Source organism: Acinetobacter sp. ANC 4178 (assembly GCF_004331175.1).
Taxonomy (GTDB): domain Bacteria; phylum Pseudomonadota; class Gammaproteobacteria; order Pseudomonadales; family Moraxellaceae; genus Acinetobacter.
Window position 1 is genome coordinate 127058 of sequence record NZ_SJOD01000002.1, and the last position, 22732, is coordinate 149789.

A 22732-nucleotide genomic window follows, 5' to 3' on the forward strand; every position below is an offset into this window, starting at 1 on the left:
CTAAGCTTGAAAAAATAAGCTTGATCTTATGATTCTGTAGCGGCTGAACTCGTTTAATCACGAAAATACCCCAATACCGAGCAAAAGCAGGTTAAAGGGATAGGCACTAAAGTGATGCCTATCCACATAAATAGTTATTGATGTTTTGAGTTAATTATTGAGCATCAACTTTGACGCTGAACTTCATCGTAACGGTTTCAGATGGAGCCAAATCAAACTGAGATGACTTCAAGTTGTTTGCCGTGTTGGTCACTGTACCTTTTGACACTGGATCTAGTGCAGCTGCAGGCGACGAACCTAGCGTGGTGTAACTTGGTACAGCATCGGTAATTTCAACTTTAGTCACCGCCTGATTACCATCATTTACCGCTTTGATTTGGTAAATGATACAAGCACCCGGTTTAGCCTGAAGTGTAAATGTTCCAAAGCTACCATCTGGTGTTCCGTCACATGCTGCATCAAGTGCTTGCATTTTTTCCAGACGAACTTGACCAATGTTCACTGTGGTTTTGTCCGTAACAGTGATCGCAGCAGGAGCCGCCGTACCATTTAATGCACCAGTAGGTGTAACCGTCACAATCGATAGATCGGCTTGACCCGCTGTTGCATTACTTGGTGCTTCAACTTTAACCAAGATATTGATACTTTCTTTTGGAGAAAGACCATCAGCACCATTGGTTGCAGTTAACCACTTGTTAAGGTTCTGAACATCAGTAACCAACTCATCCGTGTCTGCAATACCATTGTTGTTTTTATCAACATAAACAGAAGTCACAAAACCGTTAGTTGCAGGGTCATGTGTAATGCTGATAGGCAATGTTCCATCAGCAATACCCTCTACAACGTTACCGTTGTTGGTTAAGGTATGTTTATAGACAATCGTACCACCCGGTGCAACCTGACCTTGTTGGTCCGCCAAGAATGAAAGTCCACGAACTGCTTCCACAGTAAGATGATCTTTCATCTTGTCTGTTAAGCCTGTTGCAGGTGAATTAATTGTGAAGACAATGTCTTGGCTATTTGCAGGTGTTGCATCTGTAGATGGAGTCACCTTGGCACAGAAATACGCCGTTGCATTAGGCTGAATAGCACCCGTATTGGTCACTTTAGTCGCTGAACATACACCACTTGAATCAGCAACGAAGTATTCAACTGTCCAACCCGCTGGTAATGCTTGTTCAGTACCAAAGTTATAGTTGTCTGCTGTTGAACCATAATTCGTTACAGCAATTGGGAACGTAGCTGCAACACCTGGTTTAGTGGTTACCGTGTTGACGACATTACCTGGAACGTATATGCCTTCACCCGTTAAACCTGTATCATCTTCCGCGTAGTTTTTATTCCCTTTACCATTGCTTAAATCGACTTTTGATGCTGTGATATTGGTAATTCTTAAAGTCACGGTATCTGAAGATGCTGGCGCATGTACAGGTGTAATGGTTAAGATTGTGTCCAAACCAGGTGCTGTAATTGGGCCGGTATAACCATTTGGCAAAGTAATCCGTGCAGAGATTTCAAGGTGACCACCTGAAGCCAATGGGCCACTGTCTACGCTTGCATCACCATTGGTATCGGTTAACGGTGTATTACCATCTGACTTTAATAACTCAACAATAGAACCTGCAGGTAGTGCAGATTTATTCACGGTAATGTTATACGTTTCAGCTACATTGCCAAGGTTGTGAATCCAGATATCTTCTGTAGAGCTTGATGCACCAAATAAAACTGGAGAACCTTGTACTGCTGTGGTGGTGATCAAGTCATCTTTAGCGAGATTGCCAGAAACTTTTTGCGCATCCGAATAAGTATCGGTCGCGTTATCGTTGATGGTACCTGTATAGGTAGACTGTACAGTTACATCATATGGGTTGGTAGGTTGAGAAGTCTCAGTACCCGGACCATCTGGATCAAATGTCGCGATGTTGGTAATTTTTCCTGCAGGAGCTGTATTATCCACCGTCACTTGGAAGGTTAACTTGCCCGTACTGTTACGCACTACAGAAGCAAGAACTAACTGAACTTTACCATTAGTAAATTCATACTTCGCTGCTGCTGCCGCTTCATCACCAGTCGCATCGGTCAATGCTGCTGTCTGACCGCTCCAACGTGCTGAACCTGCAACATAAGTCACGCCTGAAGGTAAAATATCTTCAATGGTTAAATTAGTTGCGTCGGCATTACCTGTGTTTTTATAGGTCAATTCATACGTTACGGTATCGCCACGCGCAACTGAAGTGACATTGGCAGACTTCGTGACTTGAATAACCGCACCTGAAACAATCGTTACGGTGTCAGTATTCAGTTTGGTTTTGTCTGCAATAACTGTAATGTAAGTACTTGCCGCAGACAGTGCTAATTGACCAGAATTACCAGCTGTTGCTGTTGCTGCGGTTGTACCCACTACAACTAAGCCTACAGACTCGCCAGCATTTAAGGTAACTTTTTGACCTGCCAAATTCGTACCGTTATCAGGCACACCATCTTTATTCGCATCTAAATAAATCGCAATGTTGGAGAAATCAAAATTATCCCCAGCCACATTCGCTAAATTTAGCGTAAATTCATCCGTTCCATTACCTGTATTGGTTAATACGTGCGATAAAGTCACGACACCATTCGGGTTGGCAGTTGCGGTACGGTTTTGCTCGAGTGTGAAGCTACCTACTTGTAAAACCGTGGTTTTAACTTCATTTGACGTTACAGTACGTGTGGTAGATGTACCATCTACATACGATGCTGTTGCAATGTTACTAATATTTGTTCCCGCGGCTGGCGCTGCTGCATGTGCACCTGTCGCGAAAAAAGCAAAGCCCCCCAAAACTGTGGCAATTGACACATAAAGGCTATTTCGCTTTGTTGTCTTCAAATTCATAGGCATAAGAGTCCCCCGACTCCATCAAAATGATGTATATAAAACTTTAGAAATTAATCGTTTGATGCATTTACTTTGGCTTGTGCACTAACAGTGACTGTTTTCTTGGCAGGCAATTCCATGATTTGCCACTGTAAAGCGCGGTATTCTTTGAGTGGAACATTGACAAGTTTTCCATCTACTTTTTTCTTTAATGGCATCGCAGCAAAGTTAACGCCATCGATACTCGCCAGCGCACCTGAAGGCAGGCTGTTGCCTAAATATTGCGTATCTGCTGGAATAGGCAATGTTGCTTTTAAGCTTTTAATGCTGTGTGTCGTGTTGTTGGTATAAGTCGCACGATACTCGATAACATCTTGAGGCTTGATTGAGTCTGCAGCTTGAAACTGTGCATTCCCTTTACTGTCTACAACTTTTTTGAATGCTTTCAACTGAATTGATACAGGCTCATTGGATGTGGTTGCGGCAGCCATTCCATGAGCAGCCCCCCCAGCAAGCATTAAACCCATCATCAATTTTTTCAGCGTAGTTCTTTTGTTTAACATGATTTTATCCACTGCAAACCAATGCATATATTTGCGACATTAATCACATTTAAGTAAATTAATGCTGCAAAGCTCAAAGCAATATTAAACAAAAAACGAACGCATCACCATACATTTTATAAAAAAAATGTTAACCAGTTCACTCTTGATTTTTTAATTTAGTTATATAACTTTACAAATTTTGAAATAAACAGCTGTTTATCATTAATTTTCATAAAAACAGTGAGTTTACATAAAGAAACAATGTAAAGCTTTGCGTGATTATTCCCTTATTCTTAAGATGAAATTAGACCGAACATTCAAACCAAGTAGTTGTTTAAAATATTTATTTATGATTATTTTTTAATATAATTCCTGTAGATTTAACGCATCTAATTGCTTCAAGCAAAATACGGGATATTGTTCGCTGTAAATTTAATGAAAAAAATAAAGTCGGCGCCATAAAAATGACCCGACCTTATTGTATTGACCTAAAATCAAAACTAGTTTGGAATCCGCACGCAGAAACCCACTTGCCCCTTTTGCTTAGGCGCCAATACCCCCGGAATCGTCCATTTTAATTGCCCTGAACTTTCCTGAGTTTGACAACCCGATGCCGTACAAGACATGGTTCCATAAACTGTTCCAAGTGGAACGCTATCTTTAAGGACAATATCAACCAAGTTTTTATTTGAATTATTGGTATAGGTGATTTGATATTCCAAATAATCGCCTTTAGCCGCTTGATTCGTGACGGTAAACGGCGTTGAATCATTGCTCGGTGCAGGACATGCAGAGGTTTTTCTCACCAACTTACTCATGTTTAAACCTGCTGTACCAATGGTCGTAATATCGTTCACACTATTACTTTCCTTGGATGTCGCAGTACTATAAGTTGCCTTGCCATTAACCTTAAAACTCGCAATAAAACGATCTCCACCTTGTGCCGTGGTAGGTGAATTTACGCGTTGAATCAAACAAATTTTTTCATTGGCTTTCAATACACGACTGGTGAGTAAACTCTCACCCTGGTCTAACTGTGCATTACAGTTACTATCGACATAAACCAAACTCTGCCAAGGTTGATTATTTGCTGGTTGTTTCTCTTTGCTTTCCGTTAAATTAAGCGCATTCATGACACTTTTCGCACTGAGCTCATGTGGGTAATCCACTACATCACCCGCCACAATGGTTTTTTGTCCATTTTGGGTTAAGACCAACTGTAACTCGGCATCGCCAAACAAGAAACCATCATAACTGGTCACATTTGCCGCCTTAGGAATAGTAAAGAAGTCATTCGTTGTGTCGGCTGTTGCGGTCACACTACTGGCTTTTGCAGAACTGACTGAATCAAAACCCGTCAAATTACGCTGCACAAGACAAACATTACTGCGCCCAGCAAATACATCATCTAAGGTCTGTATTTTAAAATCACCATTGGCATTGCTGGTTGTAGAAGCCAAAACTGCTTTACTAGTACAATCTTGCAGTTCAACCACACTGCCCGCAATTCCCACTTCACCTGCATCTACAATCGCATTATATGCCTTAGAAACATCCGAAGTGGTACCGCTGTTATCGTTAAACACACGCCCCGAAAATACATAACCCGCTTTTTTACTGTTGGTCACACGACAAACGAGTTTTGCAGCAAATTTCACATTCGTTGCAGGTATGGTTTGGGTCATACCATTTACGCCACCCAAATTTGAAGTGCTATTGCCCGAAACTGCTGCATTGGTATCGGTACATTCAATACTTTTCAGTGAATATAAAGTCGAGGTTGATTCAGCAAAACTGATGGCTGTGTTTGGTGTTGCATAAGCCAATAATGAGCCTTGCTCGACGGGTGATGTACTGGTTTTTAAACGAACCGATTGTGCAGTCCCTACTACCGTTGTGACTACTTCACCACTGGTAATAGTTTCAGCGTTGGCATTGCTCAAGTTGGTAAAAGTACTAAAGTTGAAGCTGTCTGTGCCATTTTCAGACACTTTATTCATTTCAAAAGTCGGTTTTAAGCATGCATTGACTTCATTTAGACCAATACCAATATCATCTCCCGCAACACTAGAGCCTGCATAACTTTGAAACTCTGTGCGTACCATATTGATACTGGTCACAGCCGTTGGCAAAGTAATGGTAAAATTAATCGAGCCTGGATCAGTTTGGTAAGACGTTAAAGTATAATCTGCCTGCGAAACCTGTGCACCATTTAAGGCATTAAAAGAGGCTGTTAAATTAGCACTTTTTCCTGGTGTGGTTAATACAGCATACACAACGCCATCTACCAATATTCGCATGTTCACTGCCGTTGTATTACTTCGTGGTGAGCCATATGACCAACTCAAACGACCTTTTAATTGCAATGCACCATTTATACCAGTGCCATACATCACCGTATTCGGAAGAACTGTTGGACTCGAACCTGCAGTTTTTAGATTATTATCAAAAGCCGCCAAGGTATTATCTGCATCATACTTTCTAAAAGTAGTATCAGACACCAAATTTACTGCTTGACCAGATAAACACTGATTTTGGGAGCTGCCAGTGGTGCTTGGCGTATTCTGTGTAATCGTCATATTTGCAGTTGCATTATTATTTACAGAATTTGAATCGAATACGCTGGTCGAAATCGTTGCTGTGTTAGCTACAGAACCTGCTTTATAAGCTAAGCCTGTTATAGTGAACTCTAAATAATTAACATCTTTTCCATTTGCGGGAAGATTCAGCCCTGTCGCAGTTAAATTATTACTACTTTCCGAAACTACCATATTAGCCGTGCTTGGACACACTGCAGTACCATATTTGGTACATGACCAGCTTAAACCTGAGAGATTAGTCGGAACAGGATCTGCTAAGACTGCATCAGTAACAGCCAAGCCACCATTATTCCAAGCCTTAATCGTATATTTCACAACATCGCCAGCATTATAGGTAGCCTTATCAGAAATTTTTGAGACTTCCAGATCGGCAGAAGCAAGTACAGTATCTTGGTCCGCTGTCGTACAAGCACCTGTGGTTGAGTTAAATGAACGGGTAATACCGTTTGCATTTAAAGTTGTACAACTTGCACCTGTTGAAGAACCTAAGGTTGGCACATCCACCGTAGCAGTGTTCGTTACCGTGCTGCCTGCCGCAGCATCTACACGTGCTGTGACTAAAATTTCGTAAAATTCGCCAGAAGCCAAGCTTCCTGTATCAATAGAAGCTAAACTATTTAAAGCTGGAGCTGTGGTACATTTATTGCCTGCAGCCGTACTACAAGCAACGGCTGTAGCGGTTAACCCAGTTCCCACGACGTCCTTAAGCAAAGTGCCTGTATAAGTATCGGGGCCGTTATTCGTTACACGGACGGTATAAGTCGTCGTACTGCCTGAATAGACTTGGGTCGTGTTATTGGTTTTTGAAACCACCAAATCACCCACCATAGAGTCAACACTTGAAGCACTAAAAATAAATGCATCTGCTCCAGTGTTTCTTGATATATCTATTAAGCCAGAAGCATTAGAATCAGAGCGCAGATAAACAGCAAATTTAAGCTCAGTAATGGCAGAACTTGTCATTATCTGGACACTACCACTCGCTCCCCCAGCATCAATAGTTGCACTAATAGTACTTGATGTATTTCGAATTTCTCCATTACTGACTGAAAAATTACTCCCCGATAATCGGTACATCTGTGAAACATTCGTAGTTGATAGCAACTTAAATTGTGAGCTAATCCCATAAGCTGGATATAGTTGTGTATTAGATGAGGAGGTCCGCCCTCCTAGTCCAGAAATATTAATGACTGGGTTCGTAATGGGACGATCCCACTTCATTGTTATTTCGCCAATATAATGCCCTAATCCACTATTTACTCCAGAAGTATTAATCGAGCGTCCCGCTAATTTTTCCCAATTCCCCGTAAAACGAACACCATAGTTTGTAGCTAGATCAATGCCCGCCCCTACATTATTCCGATTAGATGAAAAAACACTCGTATATGCACTATAATTTGTTGGGAACCCTTGATCTTTTAAAGCAACAAAAGAGTTTGCGCTATAAAAAAGTCCATACGAATCATTAGATGATCCAGAATACGGATTATCGGTTATTGAATAAGTAACTTTCGTCACGGGAAAGTATGACTGTGTATTATTATCATTTGGATTTGCTGGGTTAAATACAAATGTATTCGTTTTATCATTCAACGACGCACTAGTAGTATTAGTACCACTAGCAGACATGATTTCTAAAGTCGGAACAGCAAGTACAATCTGCGAAATACCCATTATGAAACTTAGTAAGCCAGCATAAGCTATTTGCTTAGTAAGCGAGTTTGAACTTATTCTTTTCTGAATACTATGCAAAACATAATTCAACTTAGTTCCCCACATATTTCACCCCAAACTCTAAGCTATGGCTTTCATTACTATTCACTGCTGCAACTGAAGCTTTAATTGCACCCGTTTGTCCCAGTGCAGGCGCACTAAGTGAACCCACTTCACAGGTTGTGCAACTTGGCGCTTTGCTCATGACCATCGCTTCAGGGGTGTAATCATAAAAATTAAATCGACCAATTGCCGAAGCGCCCAAATTTTTCACGGTTAATTGATACAAAACACACTGCCCAGACCCATCCAAATTACGGGTAATCGGCAATACATTTGAGGTATACGCGCCATCAGCAACCCCATCGCAATTATTGTCATTGGCTTGTAATTTAGTTAAACGTACAGGTGAACTGGTGATGGTGGTAATGTCTGTCGCCGTATCTAGCAAAGTACCAGCACTATTTTTTAGGCTAATGATGGACGTATTCACGATTCCAACTGTGTTATACGCGGTATTTTCAACTTTATTAAAAATACGAATAGGCGCTTTGCTGCTTAGAATAGAGCTATTCACAATCGATAAATTTTGAATCATTGGATCAGAAGCATCTAACTGTCCATTATTATTGGCATCATAATAAAGGGTTGTCGTAAAACCTGTTCGATCATTGACAACACTTAAAGCATCCGTTGCTGACAATACAGACGTTCCCCATGGTTTTAAGCTATGGCTATACACAATACTGCCACCCGGCGCAATTTGCCCACGTAAATCAGGCTCTAAACTTACCCCACCCTGACTCGCATTTGAGTTAATCGTAATGGCATTTTGAATGACGTCGTACGCATTACTTGGTGCGGAGCTCATCAAATTAGACGAAGCGACTTTAAAATAAATCGGAATCGGTTGACTTGTGCTTTGAGCATCTGCCCGAATTTCCACTACGGCGCAATACAGTTGCGATTCACCATCACCCAACAAACGAGTTGAAGAGATTTCTGCCCCAAGTGCTGAACAGTCTGTGGTGGATGTCGAAAAGTAACGAACAGAACTAATTGCTGGAGGCAATGCAACCGTCGCAAAATTATTATCGGCATCGGCACTAAAGTTATAAGCAGTCGCTTGACCTGTATGACTTACAGTTAATGGAAACACCACCGTTTTATTGTTGACCCCAGTTAGGATTTTCCACGGTGAACCTGCATTCGATACATTGCCATTTCCCGTACCATTTGCTGTAGTATCGGGGCTATTGATCAAGTCCACCAAACGAGCGGCCGTACTTTGAATGAGAGAGGTACGATCTTGTACCGTATCTGTTTTGGTACTGTCTAAGATCGATTGTGCTTTAGGCACAATGTTATATGTGGTATTGGCTGTATCCACATAGTCTGTTGGGAAGGTGACCTTCACAATAATCGGAAGTTTGGCTCCTGAAGCTAGCATTCCCGTATCAACAAGACCGTCATTATTGCTATCAAACAGCGGTGTAACCCCATCCGCACGATAAAACTCTAGCACACTGCCTGTCGGTAAATTATGACTATTAAAAGTTAAATTAAACCGATCAGCGACAGTTCCAGTATTCCAAACATAGTTTTCGAAGCTAACTGTACCGCCACTACTTACCGCAGACTTGGTGAGTAAATCCACGCCACTTATGCTATTTGCATCAGCATTAATCACCACACCATAAATGGGCTTAATGGTTAATACCGCAGTATTCGACTGCGTAGTTAAATTTGCTGTGCTGGAAAGACCATCATGGTCATAGTCCATATTGGCCAAGTTGGGAATTTCACCGGGTGCAGTACGTGCAACGCGAACACGGAATTCAATATAGCCTTGAGCATTCGCAGGTACATTGGTGATTTGCGCACGAATGGTTTTACCATCTGTATCGAGATAATAATTAATCCCTGTTGGGTCATTACTACCTGTCGCAGAATTCAGGGCCTGCCCATTCCAGTTTTCATTACCCGTAACATAGGTCAACTGCGTGGTATCTAACAAGTCGCTGATATTCACCACGCCACTGTTATTACCATTATTAAAATAGGTTAAGCGGACAGTTGCGATATCACCATTCACTACGCTTGTTTTATCAAAACTCTTGGTTAAGTTGAGTACCGCCTGATCAGTGATTCGTGAAGTATCAATATTATTTTGAGTCAGGCTCGGTTGTTGTGTCGAAGTAGCTGTGAGTTGAATCTGACTGGAACTATTTACGGCTGCGGATGATGGAATAATGGCTTTAATAATCAGTGCAACCGAATCACCAGCATTTAAGCTATATTGAGTAATCGGTGTATTACTGTCTGCAACACCATTACGATCGGCATCCAAATAAATTTCAATATTGTTATGAGTGAAACTACCCCCAGCAATTTGACTACCCAACAAATTATAAAGATCGCGCTCATTGCCTGTATTGGTTAAAATATGGTGATAATAAATCGCCTGACCCGGACGTACATATTCCGTGCGGTTATCCTTTAAACTCAAGTTATAAACAGGAAGTACCGTGGTTTGCACCAAGTTGGAACGTGCCACTTGAACCACAGTAGAGCCTTCTTCTTTGTATTCGCCCACAGCCATATTACTGATAACCAAAGCATCAGCAAAAACCCAAGTCGATGCTGTTGCCCCCAATAAGCTCAGCATCGCAATACGCAAATTTCGAATCATTTTCTTTTCTGCAAACATTTTCCGAGCCTACGCTTAAGGGTTAACACGAATGACAAAGTAGAAATTGGCTTCTTGATTTGGATCTAAACTACTCACCAAAGCAGAAACTTTCTCACCAGAAGATAAATTTGTTCCTGTCGGAACAATCACAGGCGTCCCAACAAGACTGGTGTAAGCAGGAACGACATCATTAAACTGCACATTCTTCACCACGGAACTACCATCATTTTTCAGCGTGAGTTTATAGGCCACACACTGATTCGGTTTAACCGAAACCAACTGGGTGGTATAGCTCAAAGCGGCTAGATTACTGGTTATACAGCTACTATTTTCCGCTTGTGTTTTGAGTAACTGCAAATGCCCAGTTGCCACTGTGGTGACATCGGTGTTTTTTAAGTTATCTAAATGAATGCCATTAAAATCAGAGATTTCGACTAAAATATCAGCCTGACTCACCACACCTTCTGTTGCCGAAGGAGCTGCCTGAACTTTAAGTAAGAGCTGGATGTCGGCCTGAGCAACCAAACCAGCACTGCCCAAAAGCTGATTTAAGCTGGTGGTGGCGCTGATCATCTGGTCTGCACTATCAATTTGACCATTTTTATTGGCATCGTAATAAAGACTATAAACAAAGCCATCATTTTTTAGTGGAACCACTTTAAGGTTCACTTGAGAGCCTGCATTTGCCCCTTCTGCCATATTGCCCAAATTCTTTAAAGTATGAATATAGACAATCGTGCCCCCAACGCCTACTTGTCCCTGCTGATCATTGGTCAGGGTGAGTAAACGTGCAACATTACTTTCTATTTGGTTCTTAATGGAGTCTGCTTGTTGATTGACAGGTGATTGAATTGCAAACCAAATGGGTGCTGTAAAATTCTGCTGGCTGGCATCAACATCAATCACCGCACAATACGCTTTACTTGCTCCCGCCGCTAAAGTTCCCGTATTGGTGATCTGCTTACCAACCGTTTGACAGCTAGCATCGCCTTCATAAAATTTGACACCAAACCCAGTTCTTGATGTAGGCGCAATATTGTCTACATCAATCGCGCTAAAGGATGCATACAAATTATAGTTATTGGCTTGGGTAGAATTATTCTTTGCCACCAAAGGAAAAATAGCTTTACCCGAAACCACTTTAACCGTACGTAAAGCTTGCCCCAGATTATCCACAACACCTACGCCTAAACCCGATTGGTCTGCGTTGTATAAATCACTGCTGCTCGATACTGTCGTTAAGACTGTAATTTGGTTACGAATTGGGTCAGAGACCGAACTTGAAGCAATCGAAGTTGCAACCACATCAATATTGATATGACTGACACTGTTGGTACAACCTGTGGAAGCGAACACCCCAACCTGAATTTGTTTTACCGCTGCGTTGGAAATTGACCCCGTATCGACTTTGCCGTCACCATTGGTATCTGTGAGTAAAGTTTTTCCATCTTGCGTGTAGAAATTAACTTTGGCACAACTTGGTAAATTGCTTGAGCTGTAGCTTAGATTGTAAACATCGGTGCTATTGCCAACGTTCCAGACATAGTTATTAAAAAAAACTTCTTGCCCTGGTTTTAAACTGGCTTGAATCACCAAGTTATCGGGGCTGCTATTGGGGTTGCCGACGTTGGTTGCTGAACTGGATTTATTATTTAAAACCACACCATAGACAGCAGCTAAGTTATAGATCACGGTATTGGAGAAACTGCTCAGTTTTACCGTAGTATTATCCGTGTCATACTGCACAAAACCCGCTGTGTTTGGAATTTTACTGGCCGCACCTTGTTTCACTTTGGCTTGAAAAGCCAACGTACCTGAGGTGAGCGGCGCAACGGCTGCAATACTGGCTTCTACACTTTTCCCATCAGGTTTGAGTTGAAAAGCAATTCCCGTATTCGTTGATGCTTCCGTATCATTTGCATCGGTGAGTGCGGTGCTATTTTGATTCCAAATTGCCGAGCCTGATACATATTCCAAGGAATCATCCAAGACATCTTGCAACAGCACACGACGCGTTGCTGTACCTGTATTTCGATAGGTCAAAGTATAAGTAATCAGATCACCTATATTGCCTTCACTTGCACTTTGCGCTTTAACCAGAGCAATTACGGCATCGTCTACAACGCGAATCGTATCGGTGACTTGTGCAGAAAGCGTCGCATTTTGCTGGCTCACGGCCTTGAGGTCTAAACTACTAAGCTGATTAAAAGACACATTGCTAGGAATACTGCCCACAATCACAACAGCTAAAGATTGTCCTGCATTCAGCTCAATTGAACCTAGCAATAGGTCTTCGGTATTATCAGGTAAACCATTTTGATCACGGTCTGCATATACCTTTACATTACTTAAATCAAAGTTATCGCTAGTGCTTTGCACTAAAGCCAAGGTATATCGATCAGCACTATTACCTGTATTGGTCAGCACGTGTGGAAGATTCACCACCCCGCCTATAGCGCCATATTGGTTTTGATTTTGTAGCAGTGTTAGGGAGTATGTTTTTTGTACTTCCAATGCCACAGGATTGGAATTGACCAATAAGACGTTCCCCATCTCATCGGTATAATCCCCAGATGCAACGTTGGAAATATAGCTTCCAGGCTGAGGAAAAGCATGACAAACACCCACCAATAATAGCGATGCACTCCCCAATAACGCGCGATGTATTCTTGTTGTCATCCCCTGCATAAAGCAAACACTCACAAAATTTACAATAAATGATAAATAAGTCACAATATTATACATAAATGTATCATTTGTTGATTATTTTGCACACGCTTTTAGATAATTTTTCTTATTATTCTTCTGACGACAAGGCATGCGCTTGCGCAGCTTCAGCAGCACATCCAAGAAACATTGAATTAATACGTTGAGTCACTGCTCATGAGCAATACCAATCAAGTGCTGGATGCAACCAAAGGCAATATAAATAAATGAGCTTTATCAACAACTAACTTAAAAATAAATTTAAAAGTCCCAAAACCTTTCTTTAATATTAGCTGAAAAAACGACGTGAAATTATTTTGACTTTTCCAAATCAAGAAAAACCTGCTTTGGAATAAACCATTCATAATGAAGCAATAAATAAAAAAAGAAGGGAATATGCGAATGATCATTCAAGGTGTTTGGTTAAATATTCTAAAATTTCGGCTGAATTAATTAAACGCGAACAATGTTTAGGACATTTTAGACATTTAATTTTCTCGACTTCAAAAATGCGCTGCTCATTTAACAAATGACAAAATGCATCCACATACCAATGCTGCTTTTCTTGATATACCCGAATGACATCAATATCACGAATAGTCATTTGACCTTTCTGATTTTGATAAAGAATTTCTAGGGTTTTACAAGGCGCGCAAACACATTCAGGCTCTAAAGAAACTGTATTTTGTTCCAAGGCATTCAATGGACATGGGGTTTCATTCGCATCACAAGATCGCTTCGGTATTCTTTTACTTATCAAGATGAAACCACCAAAGAAGATAGCCGCCAGTACAGCGCCCGCAATTTCCATCTTCAAACCACACCTCGTTATCGCTTTTAAATTCTTTAACTATTTTAAACAACCGCAAAGACTGGGTGATTGTAGCAAATCCCTATCATTTTATTGATTCAATTTTTGCATTAATTTTTAGTCGATTTAAAAAATAGATTTATATATAAGGATAAATTGAGAAATTTACAGATATAAGTGCTTATTTATATTATGTTCAACAAATGATTTTTAATCTTTATTAGGGTAAATTTCACTTTTTTTTAAACAAGAAACTTAAACAATAACCGACTATTCCTTTTTACATAGACATTAAAATTAAATGAATTATCCTGAAAATTATTTGGCTTAAAATATAAATACCTCTTAACCCATAGTTTATTCATTCAACTCCATAAAAACACTTAAATTTGAACACAATGTAAATTCAAGCGCTTATTTTTATATATGATTTTTTATTGATAGATTACATTTTGAATTTTACTGGCACATTCCTGCCTATGCCCTAATTCGCTCTGATCGGTCAGTAATCTCTATGAGTAAATCGCAATCCACACTCAATACATCGTCCCCAAACTTGTTCACACAGTACGCTTCATCTTTAAATGAATGGTACTTCACACGTGGGGCATTCAAACAATTCTCTATATTCCTTTGATTCTGCTCGACAAGTTGCTGACATGAATTGGCCCATTGATTGGCATATACTTGATCTGTGTCATGGATATAATTTTGATAAACCAGTTTTTGCTGTTCAACCTGCCATTGTTTTTCTTGAGTGCTTTTGTGCTGTTTCCTGCCTGTACTGCATTTTTTATATTATTCAGCGCAATATAAGGAGAGATGTAAAACATGCCAAGACACAAAAATTAACTCAAGCACTACCCAAATGATTTTTAACTGATTGTTCTTTGCAAGATGAAGCTATTCACAATCATTAAATAGCCTGTTTATTGAAAGAAGCAGAAGAATTTCATCTAAAAAGTGTTTTATCGTACACTCAATAAATTTCAGGCAATAAAAAAACCCCCAAGTCTTAATATGCTTGAGGGCTTCTTAATATATGGTCCCGAGGGTCGGACTCGAACCGACACGTCATCTCTGACAGCGGATTTTGAGTCCGCCGCGTCTACCAATTTCACCACCTCGGGAAGGTGTTGATGCGTATATTAACCTGTTTGAAAAACTTGTCAACGCTAGATTATCGCATTTGGTTACTTTTAAAACAGAATTGATTTTTTAGACTCTTATTTAACCAATTTCGACTAAAAAATGAAAAAAAGCATATACTACCGTCAGTTTTTTTAGCGAAATGTGTCATGCAACTTTCTGACTTCAATTTTGATCTCCCTGATGAGCTTATTGCTCGATATCCATTAGACACCCGCAGTTCATCACGCTTGCTCCATTTAGATGCGCAAGGTCAATACCACGATCTTCAGTTTACCGATATTCTCGATTTACTGAATGAAGGTGATCTATTGATTTTAAACGATACCAAGGTCATGAAAGCCCGATTAAAAGGCAAGCGTGCAACAGGTGGCGCAATTGAGGTTTTGGTTGAGCGTTTGCAGGATACACACATCGCACATTGCCATATCAAAGCCAGCAACTCCCCTAAAGCGGGTGCAGAACTGTTTATTGGCACAGAAGAAATTAAAGTGACGGTACAGGGTCGCCATGAGAATCTGTTCATTGTCGAATTTTCTCAGCCGATTCTAGATGTCTTGGATCGCTGTGGTCAGTTACCCATTCCGCCTTACTTCAACCGTGAAGCTGAAGCAATTGATACTGAACGCTATCAAACTGTATTTAATGATCCAACCAAACTGGCAAGCGTTGCTGCACCGACTGCAAGTTTACACTTCGATCAAGCTTTACTGGAAAAACTCGAAGCCAAAGGTATTCATAAAGCCTTCGTGACCTTACATGTTGGCGCAGGAACTTTCCTGCCAGTCCGTACCGATGATATTGCCAACCATATCATGCACAGTGAATGGTGCGATGTACCTGCGCATACGGTTGAATTGATTCGTGAAACCAAAGCACGTGGTAATAAAGTCATTGCTGTCGGCACAACCGCAACACGAGCTGTGGAAAGTGCTGCCCAAGCACATGGCGGTGTACTCGATGCATGGGTCGGTGATACACAAATCTTTATCTATCCAGGCTATGATTTTAAAGTGGTCGATCGATTAATTACCAACTTCCATTTACCTGAATCCACGCTCTTGATGTTGGTTTCGGCACTCTCCAATCGTGACAATATTCTCAATGCCTATCAACATGCGGTAGCTACGCAATATCGTTTCTTCAGTTATGGCGATGCCATGCTGATTGACCGTTTTACAGGATAACTGTTTTACAAGATAACAATAACAAGGATCTTCTCCCTTATGCCGATTGATACTGTGCGACATTCGATTCATATTCGCCGTAAAAAGAATCAGGTGGTGTTCCACAATATTGCTCGGCTTTGGGACATTGGGCGTCAGGCGCAAAGCCATCAACAGATTTTAGATGGCTTACATCCTTGGAATGCTCCCGTCACCTTGAAGTTTGAAAATACCCTGCCGTGGTTGCTTGCAATTACAGGCAGTATTTTTATGCTTGCGATTTTGATTCAACCCAGCAGTATTTGGGCGCAAGCCAGTCTATTCTGTGGCGGGTTAATGGTATTTTGGGCCTATATTTGTTATGAAGATGACGACCCCGTTGAAGAAGTAATTGATTATCTCGAACAACAAACCATTGCCCAAAAATATCAGTTGGCTTACCACCGCCAACCACAACATATTTCCGTTCCACTCAATCCCGTTTTATTTATTGCCCACTTAAAACGCCTATTTCCAGTATTTGAGCAAGGCTCTGTCTCCAATGATTTTCCGTTATACGCCAGTACAGTGTGGACGGATGAAGAGAATAAGGATCATCAAGTATTGGTGTTCCAATATCACTTTGTTAACGAAGTCCGTATGACAGACAAAGATGGCAATCAAGTCAAGGTTCAGGAAATACATCGCGATCTTTGGGGTGTATTTGTGTTTGGTCTAGACATGCCTGGTTTGGCCATCAGTACTGCAAGTAAATCCTTTGGCTCCCCTTATTCTTTTGCATGGCATACCAGTGATATTCAGACCAATCAGCGACTCAAATTCTATGGTACCGATGAAATGCAGATGGCAAAAACCCTGACACCTGCCATGGTACTTCGTCTATCAGACTTTTTTGAATCCCGTTCAGGAGATCTATTGTTTCATCCTGAAAGTGATGTGCTGTGTTATCTAGGACCGCACGATTTATTCAAAATTTCCAGCAAAGCACAAAATATACAAGATATTTCCAGTTTACGTGGACACTTACGTACATTTAAACTACCTTATCTAGAACATTTAAAGTCTGATTTATTAGAGCTTTTAAAATAACAGCAACAAAAATGTACAAGCATTCAAGAGGGGCAACATGGGACTTTTTATTTTATTATTGCTAATTATTATTGCCATTGTCGCCATTATTTTCATTCGCAATAATATTGTGCGCCATCATAATGCCACCATTCGTGCTTGGTCAGATGTCGCCAGTTATGAACGTCAAAAAATTAAAATTTTAGATGCGCTTGCACCCTTGGTAGAGCAATATTCAAGTTTTGAAAAAGGCACTTTAGAAAAAGTGACCGAATTGCGTCAGAACATTTTAAATTTGAATGCAAATACTGCCGATGTATCACAGTTACAGCGTATTGAGAACTTAAATAAAGAGCTCATGCATAGCCTCAATGTTGTGGTTGAAAATTACCCTGAGCTTAAAGCCAACGAAATTTATCTCAAAATGATGAATGAAATTGAAGAGCAAAACGAAAATGTGGGCGCTGCGATTACCATTTTTAATCGCAACGTTGAATTATTTAATAATCACATCCAGATTTTCCCAAACAACATTATTAACACCATGACTACTGGCAAAAAAGCCATTCGACCATTTCGTGATACAGCAGCTATGCAAAATTTTGATTATCGTCCGAATTTCTAATGATTTAACACAAAGTACGGCATGGTGAATACGCATTCACCATGCTGTTTAAATCTCTCTTAAGTATTCTTACGATAGAAAACGAACCTGATTACGCCCTTCGGCTTTTGCCTGATACAACAATTGATCTGCTGACTGCAAAAAGCTAGACACGTTTAAATAATTTTGCCCTGCGCCATGTGTATTCACACCAATGCTGACTGTAATATCAGCATGCTGACTTGCAGCCAGACTTGGTATGGTCAAATGAGCCACCGCTTTACGGAAACGTTCAGCCGATGAAACTGCATCTTCAAGTGTGGTTTCAGGCAAAATCACCACAAACTCTTCCCCGCCAAAGCGCGCCACAAAATCGTAGGCTCGACTAAACTGATTTTTTAATAACTGCGCCACTGCAATCAAACACTGATCACCTTGTAAATGTCCAAAATCATCGTTGTATTTTTTAAAATGATCTATATCAATAAACAATACTGAAAGTGGTCGTGCATTTCGCTCTGCACGTTTAAACTCATGTTCAATCCGTTCATTCAGTGCTTTACGATTTGCCACCTGCGTCAAGGGATCTTGCAGTAATAACGCTTGGTTCTTTTTGTTCAACTCCTCGAGTTCCAACTCCATGCTTTTGCGTTCAGAAATATCAAACATGAACCCAATAATGGCAATGGTTTTATCATTTTCACGAATCACATGCACAACATCGCGTATCCAGACATATCCTCCGTCTTGGGTTAAAGCGCGATAATCGGCTTCATGATCGGTACCATCATCGGAGAGTTGAATACACATCCCAACCGTCTTGTCTCGATCATCTGGATGAATGCGATCAATCCAATCTTGTGCAGTTTTCCAACTGTCTTGCGACCACCCCATTAATGTTTCAATTTGCGGTCCAATATAACTAAATTCTTTGGTATCCCAATTAATTTGCCAAGGAATCGCATTGGTCGTTTCGAGCAATGTTTTATAAAATTCCCATTCTTTTAATTCACTCATTACCCACCCCTAAGAACACACAGCCAGCGTAAAGAATTAGTAGATACCAATTTCACTTACAATTTAATCACTATTTTTAGGTAAAATAGAAACAAATCATTACACAAGCAAAAATAATGCAAACTTCCAATCCCGCATGCTTTTCTCTCATTTTTTTGTAATTCATGAATCAGAATTAACAGTTCAATACATCACAAAACTGGCGTTTAAGTACAGAATCGAGGAAAATAGCTCTCTTTTTAGCTCGAACAATCAGCGAACTGTTTTTTCGCCTTGATTTGGAATTTGTATGAAGTTTGAAAAACTTGCGCAATCAGGGCGTGCCCGCCGTGGTCGCTTAACACTTGAACATGGTGTAGTTGAAACACCTGTATTTATGCCTGTTGGTACCTATGGCACAGTCAAAGGCATGCTGCCACGTGATATTGAAGATATTCAAGCACAAATTATTTTAGGGAATACTTTTCACCTCTACCTACGCCCAGGCTTAGATGTGATTGAAGCACATGGCGGCTTACACAAGTTCATGAAGTGGGACAAACCTATTTTAACCGACTCAGGCGGCTTCCAAGTCTTCAGTCTTGGTGCTATGCGTAAAATTAAGGAAGAAGGTGTAACTTTCCGCTCTCCGATTGATGGTTCTAAAGTTTTCTTATCGCCTGAAATTTCGATGGAAATTCAAAAAACTTTAAATTCTGACATCGTCATGATTTTTGATGAATGTACGCCGTATCCAGCGACGCATGAAGAAGCACAAAAGTCATTGCAACTTTCATTACGTTGGGCCAAGCGTTGTAAAACTCATCACCACGATGAATTAAACAATAAAAATGCTTTATTTGGCATTATTCAAGGCGGCATGTATGAAGACCTTCGTGATGAGTCATTAAAAGGCTTACTTGAAGTTGGTTTTGACGGTTATGCGATTGGTGGTCTTTCTGTCGGTGAACCGAAAGAAGAAATGATCAAAGTACTGGATTATCTTCCAGTTAAAATGCCTGCCGATAAACCACGTTATTTAATGGGTGTCGGCAAGCCTGAAGACATTGTTGAAGGTATCCGCCGTGGCGTAGATATGTTTGACTGCGTGATGCCAACGCGTAATGCACGAAATGGTCACTACTTTGTGACGGATGGTTTAGTGCGTATCCGTAACAGTAAATACCGTCATGATCAACAACCGCTTGATCCACACTGCGATTGCTACACCTGTACCAACTTTACCCGCGCATATCTATTCCATTTAGAAAAATGCGGCGAAATGTTGGGTTCAATGTTAGGTACCATCCACAACTTACGTTACTACCAGCGCTTCACCCAAGACATTCGTGATGCACTCGATAACGGGACGTTTGATGCTTTTGTTGAAGACTTTTATCAACGTCGTGGTTTAGAAGTACCTCCTTGTCCGCAAGATTAATTCTTTCAGCATTTGCGCTGAAGAAAAAGACAAGGTAAATTGCAGAGCAAGTCTATTTATTATCAAATTGATACCAGTTTATTGTTTAGGAAATTGAAATGAGCCTTTTTATTTCTACTGCTCACGCAGCAGGTGAAGCTGCACAGCAACCAAGCCTCGTAACGAACTTACTTATGATTGCGGTTTTTGTCGCAATTTTCTATTTCTTGATTTGGCGTCCGCAATCTAAGCGTGCTAAAGAACACCGTTCTTTAGTAGAAAGCTTAGGCGTTGGAAGTGAAGTTGTTTTTGCTGGTGGTTTGATGGGTAAAATTACTAAAATTGAAGGTGATTTTGCAGTGGTTGAATTAAACCGTGGTGTAGAAGTAAAAATTCAACGCGCAAGTGTGATTTCAGTTCTTCCTGAAGGCACATTAAATAACCTTTAATCAAAAATAGTCGTGCACCCGCACGACTTTTTCATTTTAAGAAGAAAACAAATGCGTTACCCAGCATGGAAATATCTACTGATTCTCGTGGTTCTCGTGGTCAGTACATTATATGCCCTGCCAAGTTTGTATCCTGATGAACCTGCTGTTCAAATTTCAGGTGCCAAAGCTGGTACTCAAATTGACCAAAGCATCATACAAAAAGCAGAGCAAATTTTAAAAAGCGAAAATATTGCAACGCATGACAATAGCTTTACCAATAACGCTGCATTGCTCCGTCTAGATTCATCTGAAGCCCAGTTAAAAGCCAAAGATGCATTACGTCGTGGTCTTGGAGATAACTATATTGTTGCGCTAAACCTTGCCCCAACCACGCCAGAATGGTTGCAAAAAATTGGTGCGAAACCAATGAAGCTTGGTTTGGACTTGCGTGGTGGTGTTCACTTCTTGCTTGAAGTGGATATGGACAAAGCCATCAGCCAACGTATGGAAACCTCTGCAACCGATTTACGTCGTCAATTGCGTGACAATAAATTGAAATTCAATAGTCTTTCATTGAATAACAATACGATGACTTTGCAATTTGCGAACAATACCGATCGTGATGCAGTCATGGACTTCCTACGTAGCAAAAATACCGAATTTGCTCAGCAAGCAGTTGCATCAGATACAGGCTCTAGCTTGCGTTTGACCTATACCGATGCGCGTAAGCAAGAAATTCAATCGTATGCAGTCAATCAAAACTTAACCACTTTACGTAACCGTATTAATGAATTAGGTGTTGCAGAAGCGCTTGTTCAAACCCAAGGTAGTAACCGCATTGTAGTGGAATTACCAGGTGTACAAGATACAGCCGAAGCCAAACGTGTTTTGGGTCGTACTGCAAACTTAGAGTTCCGTCTGGTATCTGACCAGAATGATCAATATATCGACCCGTATACAGGTAAATATAATGGTCAACCACTCCCTCCAGGTACGGAAGTATTTGCCTATCAGTCACTTGATAGCGGTCGTGAATTATTGCTTAACCGCAACCGTATTTTGACGGGTGAACGCGTTCAAAATGCCTCTTCTGGCTTTAGTCAGGATACTGGCGGTGCAGAAGTGAATATTACCCTCGACAGCGCGGGTGGTAAGCTTATGGCAGATGCTACACGTAACTCTGTGGGCAAACGTATGGCGGTATTGTTTATCGAAAATAAACAAAAAATTAGCTATGTCACTGACCCTAAAACTGGTGCACAAACTGAAGTTCGTACACCATATGCAGAATCTGTAGTCATTAATGCTGCAACCATTCAAGCCGTATTGGGCTCTCAATTCCGTATCACGGGCTTAGACTCTCCTCAAGAAGCTGCTGAACTTGCCCTCATGTTACGTGCAGGTGCATTAGCAGCGCCAATGTACTTTGTAGAAGAACGTGTGGTTGGTCCTAGCCTTGGTCAAGAGAACATTGATAAAGGTGTATTATCCACCCAAATCGGTTTCTTACTGGTGGCGATCTGGATGGTAGTGTTCTTCCGTCTATTTGGTTTAATTGCCAATTTAGCCCTAGTCATCAATATTGCCATGATCCTGACCGTAATGTCTTGGATTGGCGCCTCCCTATCGCTTCCGGGTATTGCAGGTATCATCATCACCATTGGTATGGCGGTCGATGCCAACGTCCTCATCTGTGAGCGAATACGAGAGGAAATGAAATGGGGAGCCTCTCCGAAACAAGCCATTATTGCGGGTTATGATCGCGCCTATAACACTATTTTAGACTCGAACTTAACCACCTTTATTGTCGCTTTCATTTTGTTTGCCATCGGTTCAGGTCCAATCAAAAGCTTTGCAGTCACCCATATGATTGGTATTGTCTGCTCGATGTTTACCTCTATTACGGTCACTCGTGCAGTCGTACAATTGATTTATGGCAAAAAGCGTGACTTGAAAAAGTTGAGCATTTAAGGAGAT

The 22732-nt window shown here is 40.8% G+C and carries 13 protein-coding genes and 1 tRNA gene; 6 read left to right on the top strand and 8 right to left on the bottom strand.

Annotated elements, in window-relative coordinates; translation table 11 throughout:
• Positions 1 to 154: 154 nt before the first annotated feature.
• The 7 genes from E0H87_RS04925 to E0H87_RS04955 form a co-directional block, all read right to left on the bottom strand.
• The gene (locus tag E0H87_RS04925) at positions 155 to 2878 is read right to left on the bottom strand and encodes a DUF11 domain-containing protein (protein WP_131322596.1); all 2724 of its coding nucleotides are present in this window, start codon (positions 2876 to 2878) and stop codon (positions 155 to 157) included.
• Positions 2879 to 2925: 47 nt separating this feature from the next.
• Positions 2926 to 3417 (bottom strand): hypothetical protein, encoded by a 492-nt coding sequence (locus tag E0H87_RS04930; protein WP_131322597.1) that lies wholly within the window; start codon positions 3415 to 3417, stop codon positions 2926 to 2928.
• A gap of 482 nt (positions 3418 to 3899) precedes the next feature.
• The gene (locus tag E0H87_RS04935; RefSeq protein ID WP_165493936.1) at positions 3900 to 7673 is read right to left on the bottom strand and encodes a DUF11 domain-containing protein; all 3774 of its coding nucleotides are present in this window, start codon (positions 7671 to 7673) and stop codon (positions 3900 to 3902) included.
• A 91-nt stretch (positions 7674 to 7764) separates the two neighbouring features.
• Entirely contained in the window at positions 7765 to 10404 is a 2640-nt protein-coding gene (locus tag E0H87_RS04940) for a DUF11 domain-containing protein (RefSeq protein ID WP_165493937.1), read from the bottom strand.
• Positions 10405 to 10437: 33 nt separating this feature from the next.
• Positions 10438 to 13083, bottom strand: a complete 2646-nt coding sequence (locus tag E0H87_RS04945; protein ID WP_165493938.1) for an isopeptide-forming domain-containing fimbrial protein — start codon at positions 13081 to 13083, stop codon at positions 10438 to 10440.
• A 433-nt stretch (positions 13084 to 13516) separates the two neighbouring features.
• The gene (locus E0H87_RS04950) at positions 13517 to 13921 is read right to left on the bottom strand and encodes a WYL domain-containing protein (protein ID WP_131322601.1); all 405 of its coding nucleotides are present in this window, start codon (positions 13919 to 13921) and stop codon (positions 13517 to 13519) included.
• 1043 nt (positions 13922 to 14964) lie between these two features.
• Positions 14965 to 15051: transfer RNA gene (locus tag E0H87_RS04955), tRNA-Leu, on the bottom strand.
• A 168-nt stretch (positions 15052 to 15219) separates the two neighbouring features.
• Here E0H87_RS04955 and queA point away from each other — a divergent pair.
• From queA to E0H87_RS04970, 3 genes are read left to right on the top strand one after another with little or no spacing between them, the layout of a single operon-like run.
• The gene (queA, locus tag E0H87_RS04960) at positions 15220 to 16257 is read left to right on the top strand and encodes a tRNA preQ1(34) S-adenosylmethionine ribosyltransferase-isomerase QueA (RefSeq protein ID WP_131322602.1); all 1038 of its coding nucleotides are present in this window, start codon (positions 15220 to 15222) and stop codon (positions 16255 to 16257) included.
• Between the two features lie 39 nt (positions 16258 to 16296).
• The gene (locus tag E0H87_RS04965; RefSeq protein ID WP_131322603.1) at positions 16297 to 17325 is read left to right on the top strand and encodes a hypothetical protein; all 1029 of its coding nucleotides are present in this window, start codon (positions 16297 to 16299) and stop codon (positions 17323 to 17325) included.
• A 37-nt stretch (positions 17326 to 17362) separates the two neighbouring features.
• Positions 17363 to 17929: a LemA family protein gene (locus tag E0H87_RS04970; RefSeq protein WP_131322604.1), complete on the top strand. Its 567-nt coding sequence runs from the start codon at positions 17363 to 17365 to the stop codon at positions 17927 to 17929.
• A 69-nt stretch (positions 17930 to 17998) separates the two neighbouring features.
• Here E0H87_RS04970 and E0H87_RS04975 read toward each other — a convergent pair whose 3' ends face one another.
• Positions 17999 to 18925 (bottom strand): sensor domain-containing diguanylate cyclase, encoded by a 927-nt coding sequence (locus E0H87_RS04975; protein ID WP_131322605.1) that lies wholly within the window; start codon positions 18923 to 18925, stop codon positions 17999 to 18001.
• Between the two features lie 289 nt (positions 18926 to 19214).
• Between E0H87_RS04975 and tgt the strand changes: the two genes are divergently transcribed.
• The 3 genes from tgt (at position 19215) to secD (ending at position 22726) form a co-directional block, all read left to right on the top strand.
• Entirely contained in the window at positions 19215 to 20345 is a 1131-nt protein-coding gene (gene tgt, locus E0H87_RS04980) for a tRNA guanosine(34) transglycosylase Tgt (RefSeq protein WP_131322606.1), read from the top strand.
• Between the two features lie 98 nt (positions 20346 to 20443).
• A complete protein-coding gene (gene yajC / locus E0H87_RS04985; protein ID WP_016166200.1) occupies positions 20444 to 20773 on the top strand; it encodes a preprotein translocase subunit YajC in 330 nt (109 codons plus the stop codon).
• A 51-nt stretch (positions 20774 to 20824) separates the two neighbouring features.
• Positions 20825 to 22726, top strand: a complete 1902-nt coding sequence (gene secD, locus E0H87_RS04990; RefSeq protein WP_131322607.1) for a protein translocase subunit SecD — start codon at positions 20825 to 20827, stop codon at positions 22724 to 22726.
• Positions 22727 to 22732: the final 6 nt, after the last annotated feature.

What these genes read in the sequence shown, in the direction of transcription:
- yajC (WP_016166200.1), top strand. Translation starts at nt 20,444, where the DNA reads ATGAGCCTTTTTATTTCTACTGCTCACGCAGCAGGTGAAGCTGCACAG.
- E0H87_RS04935 (WP_165493936.1), bottom strand. Translation starts at nt 7,673, where the DNA reads ATGGGTATTTCGCAGATTGTACTTGCTGTTCCGACTTTAGAAATCATG.
- E0H87_RS04930 (WP_131322597.1), bottom strand. Translation starts at nt 3,417, where the DNA reads ATGTTAAACAAAAGAACTACGCTGAAAAAATTGATGATGGGTTTAATG.
- E0H87_RS04965 (WP_131322603.1), top strand. Translation starts at nt 16,297, where the DNA reads ATGCCGATTGATACTGTGCGACATTCGATTCATATTCGCCGTAAAAAG.
- queA (WP_131322602.1), top strand. Translation starts at nt 15,220, where the DNA reads ATGCAACTTTCTGACTTCAATTTTGATCTCCCTGATGAGCTTATTGCT.
- tgt (WP_131322606.1), top strand. Translation starts at nt 19,215, where the DNA reads ATGAAGTTTGAAAAACTTGCGCAATCAGGGCGTGCCCGCCGTGGTCGC.
- secD (WP_131322607.1), top strand. Translation starts at nt 20,825, where the DNA reads ATGCGTTACCCAGCATGGAAATATCTACTGATTCTCGTGGTTCTCGTG.
- E0H87_RS04925 (WP_131322596.1), bottom strand. Translation starts at nt 2,878, where the DNA reads ATGCCTATGAATTTGAAGACAACAAAGCGAAATAGCCTTTATGTGTCA.
- E0H87_RS04950 (WP_131322601.1), bottom strand. Translation starts at nt 13,921, where the DNA reads ATGGAAATTGCGGGCGCTGTACTGGCGGCTATCTTCTTTGGTGGTTTC.
- E0H87_RS04945 (WP_165493938.1), bottom strand. Translation starts at nt 13,083, where the DNA reads ATGACAACAAGAATACATCGCGCGTTATTGGGGAGTGCATCGCTATTA.
- E0H87_RS04970 (WP_131322604.1), top strand. Translation starts at nt 17,363, where the DNA reads ATGGGACTTTTTATTTTATTATTGCTAATTATTATTGCCATTGTCGCC.
- E0H87_RS04940 (WP_165493937.1), bottom strand. Translation starts at nt 10,404, where the DNA reads ATGATTCGAAATTTGCGTATTGCGATGCTGAGCTTATTGGGGGCAACA.
- E0H87_RS04975 (WP_131322605.1), bottom strand. Translation starts at nt 18,925, where the DNA reads ATGAGTGAATTAAAAGAATGGGAATTTTATAAAACATTGCTCGAAACG.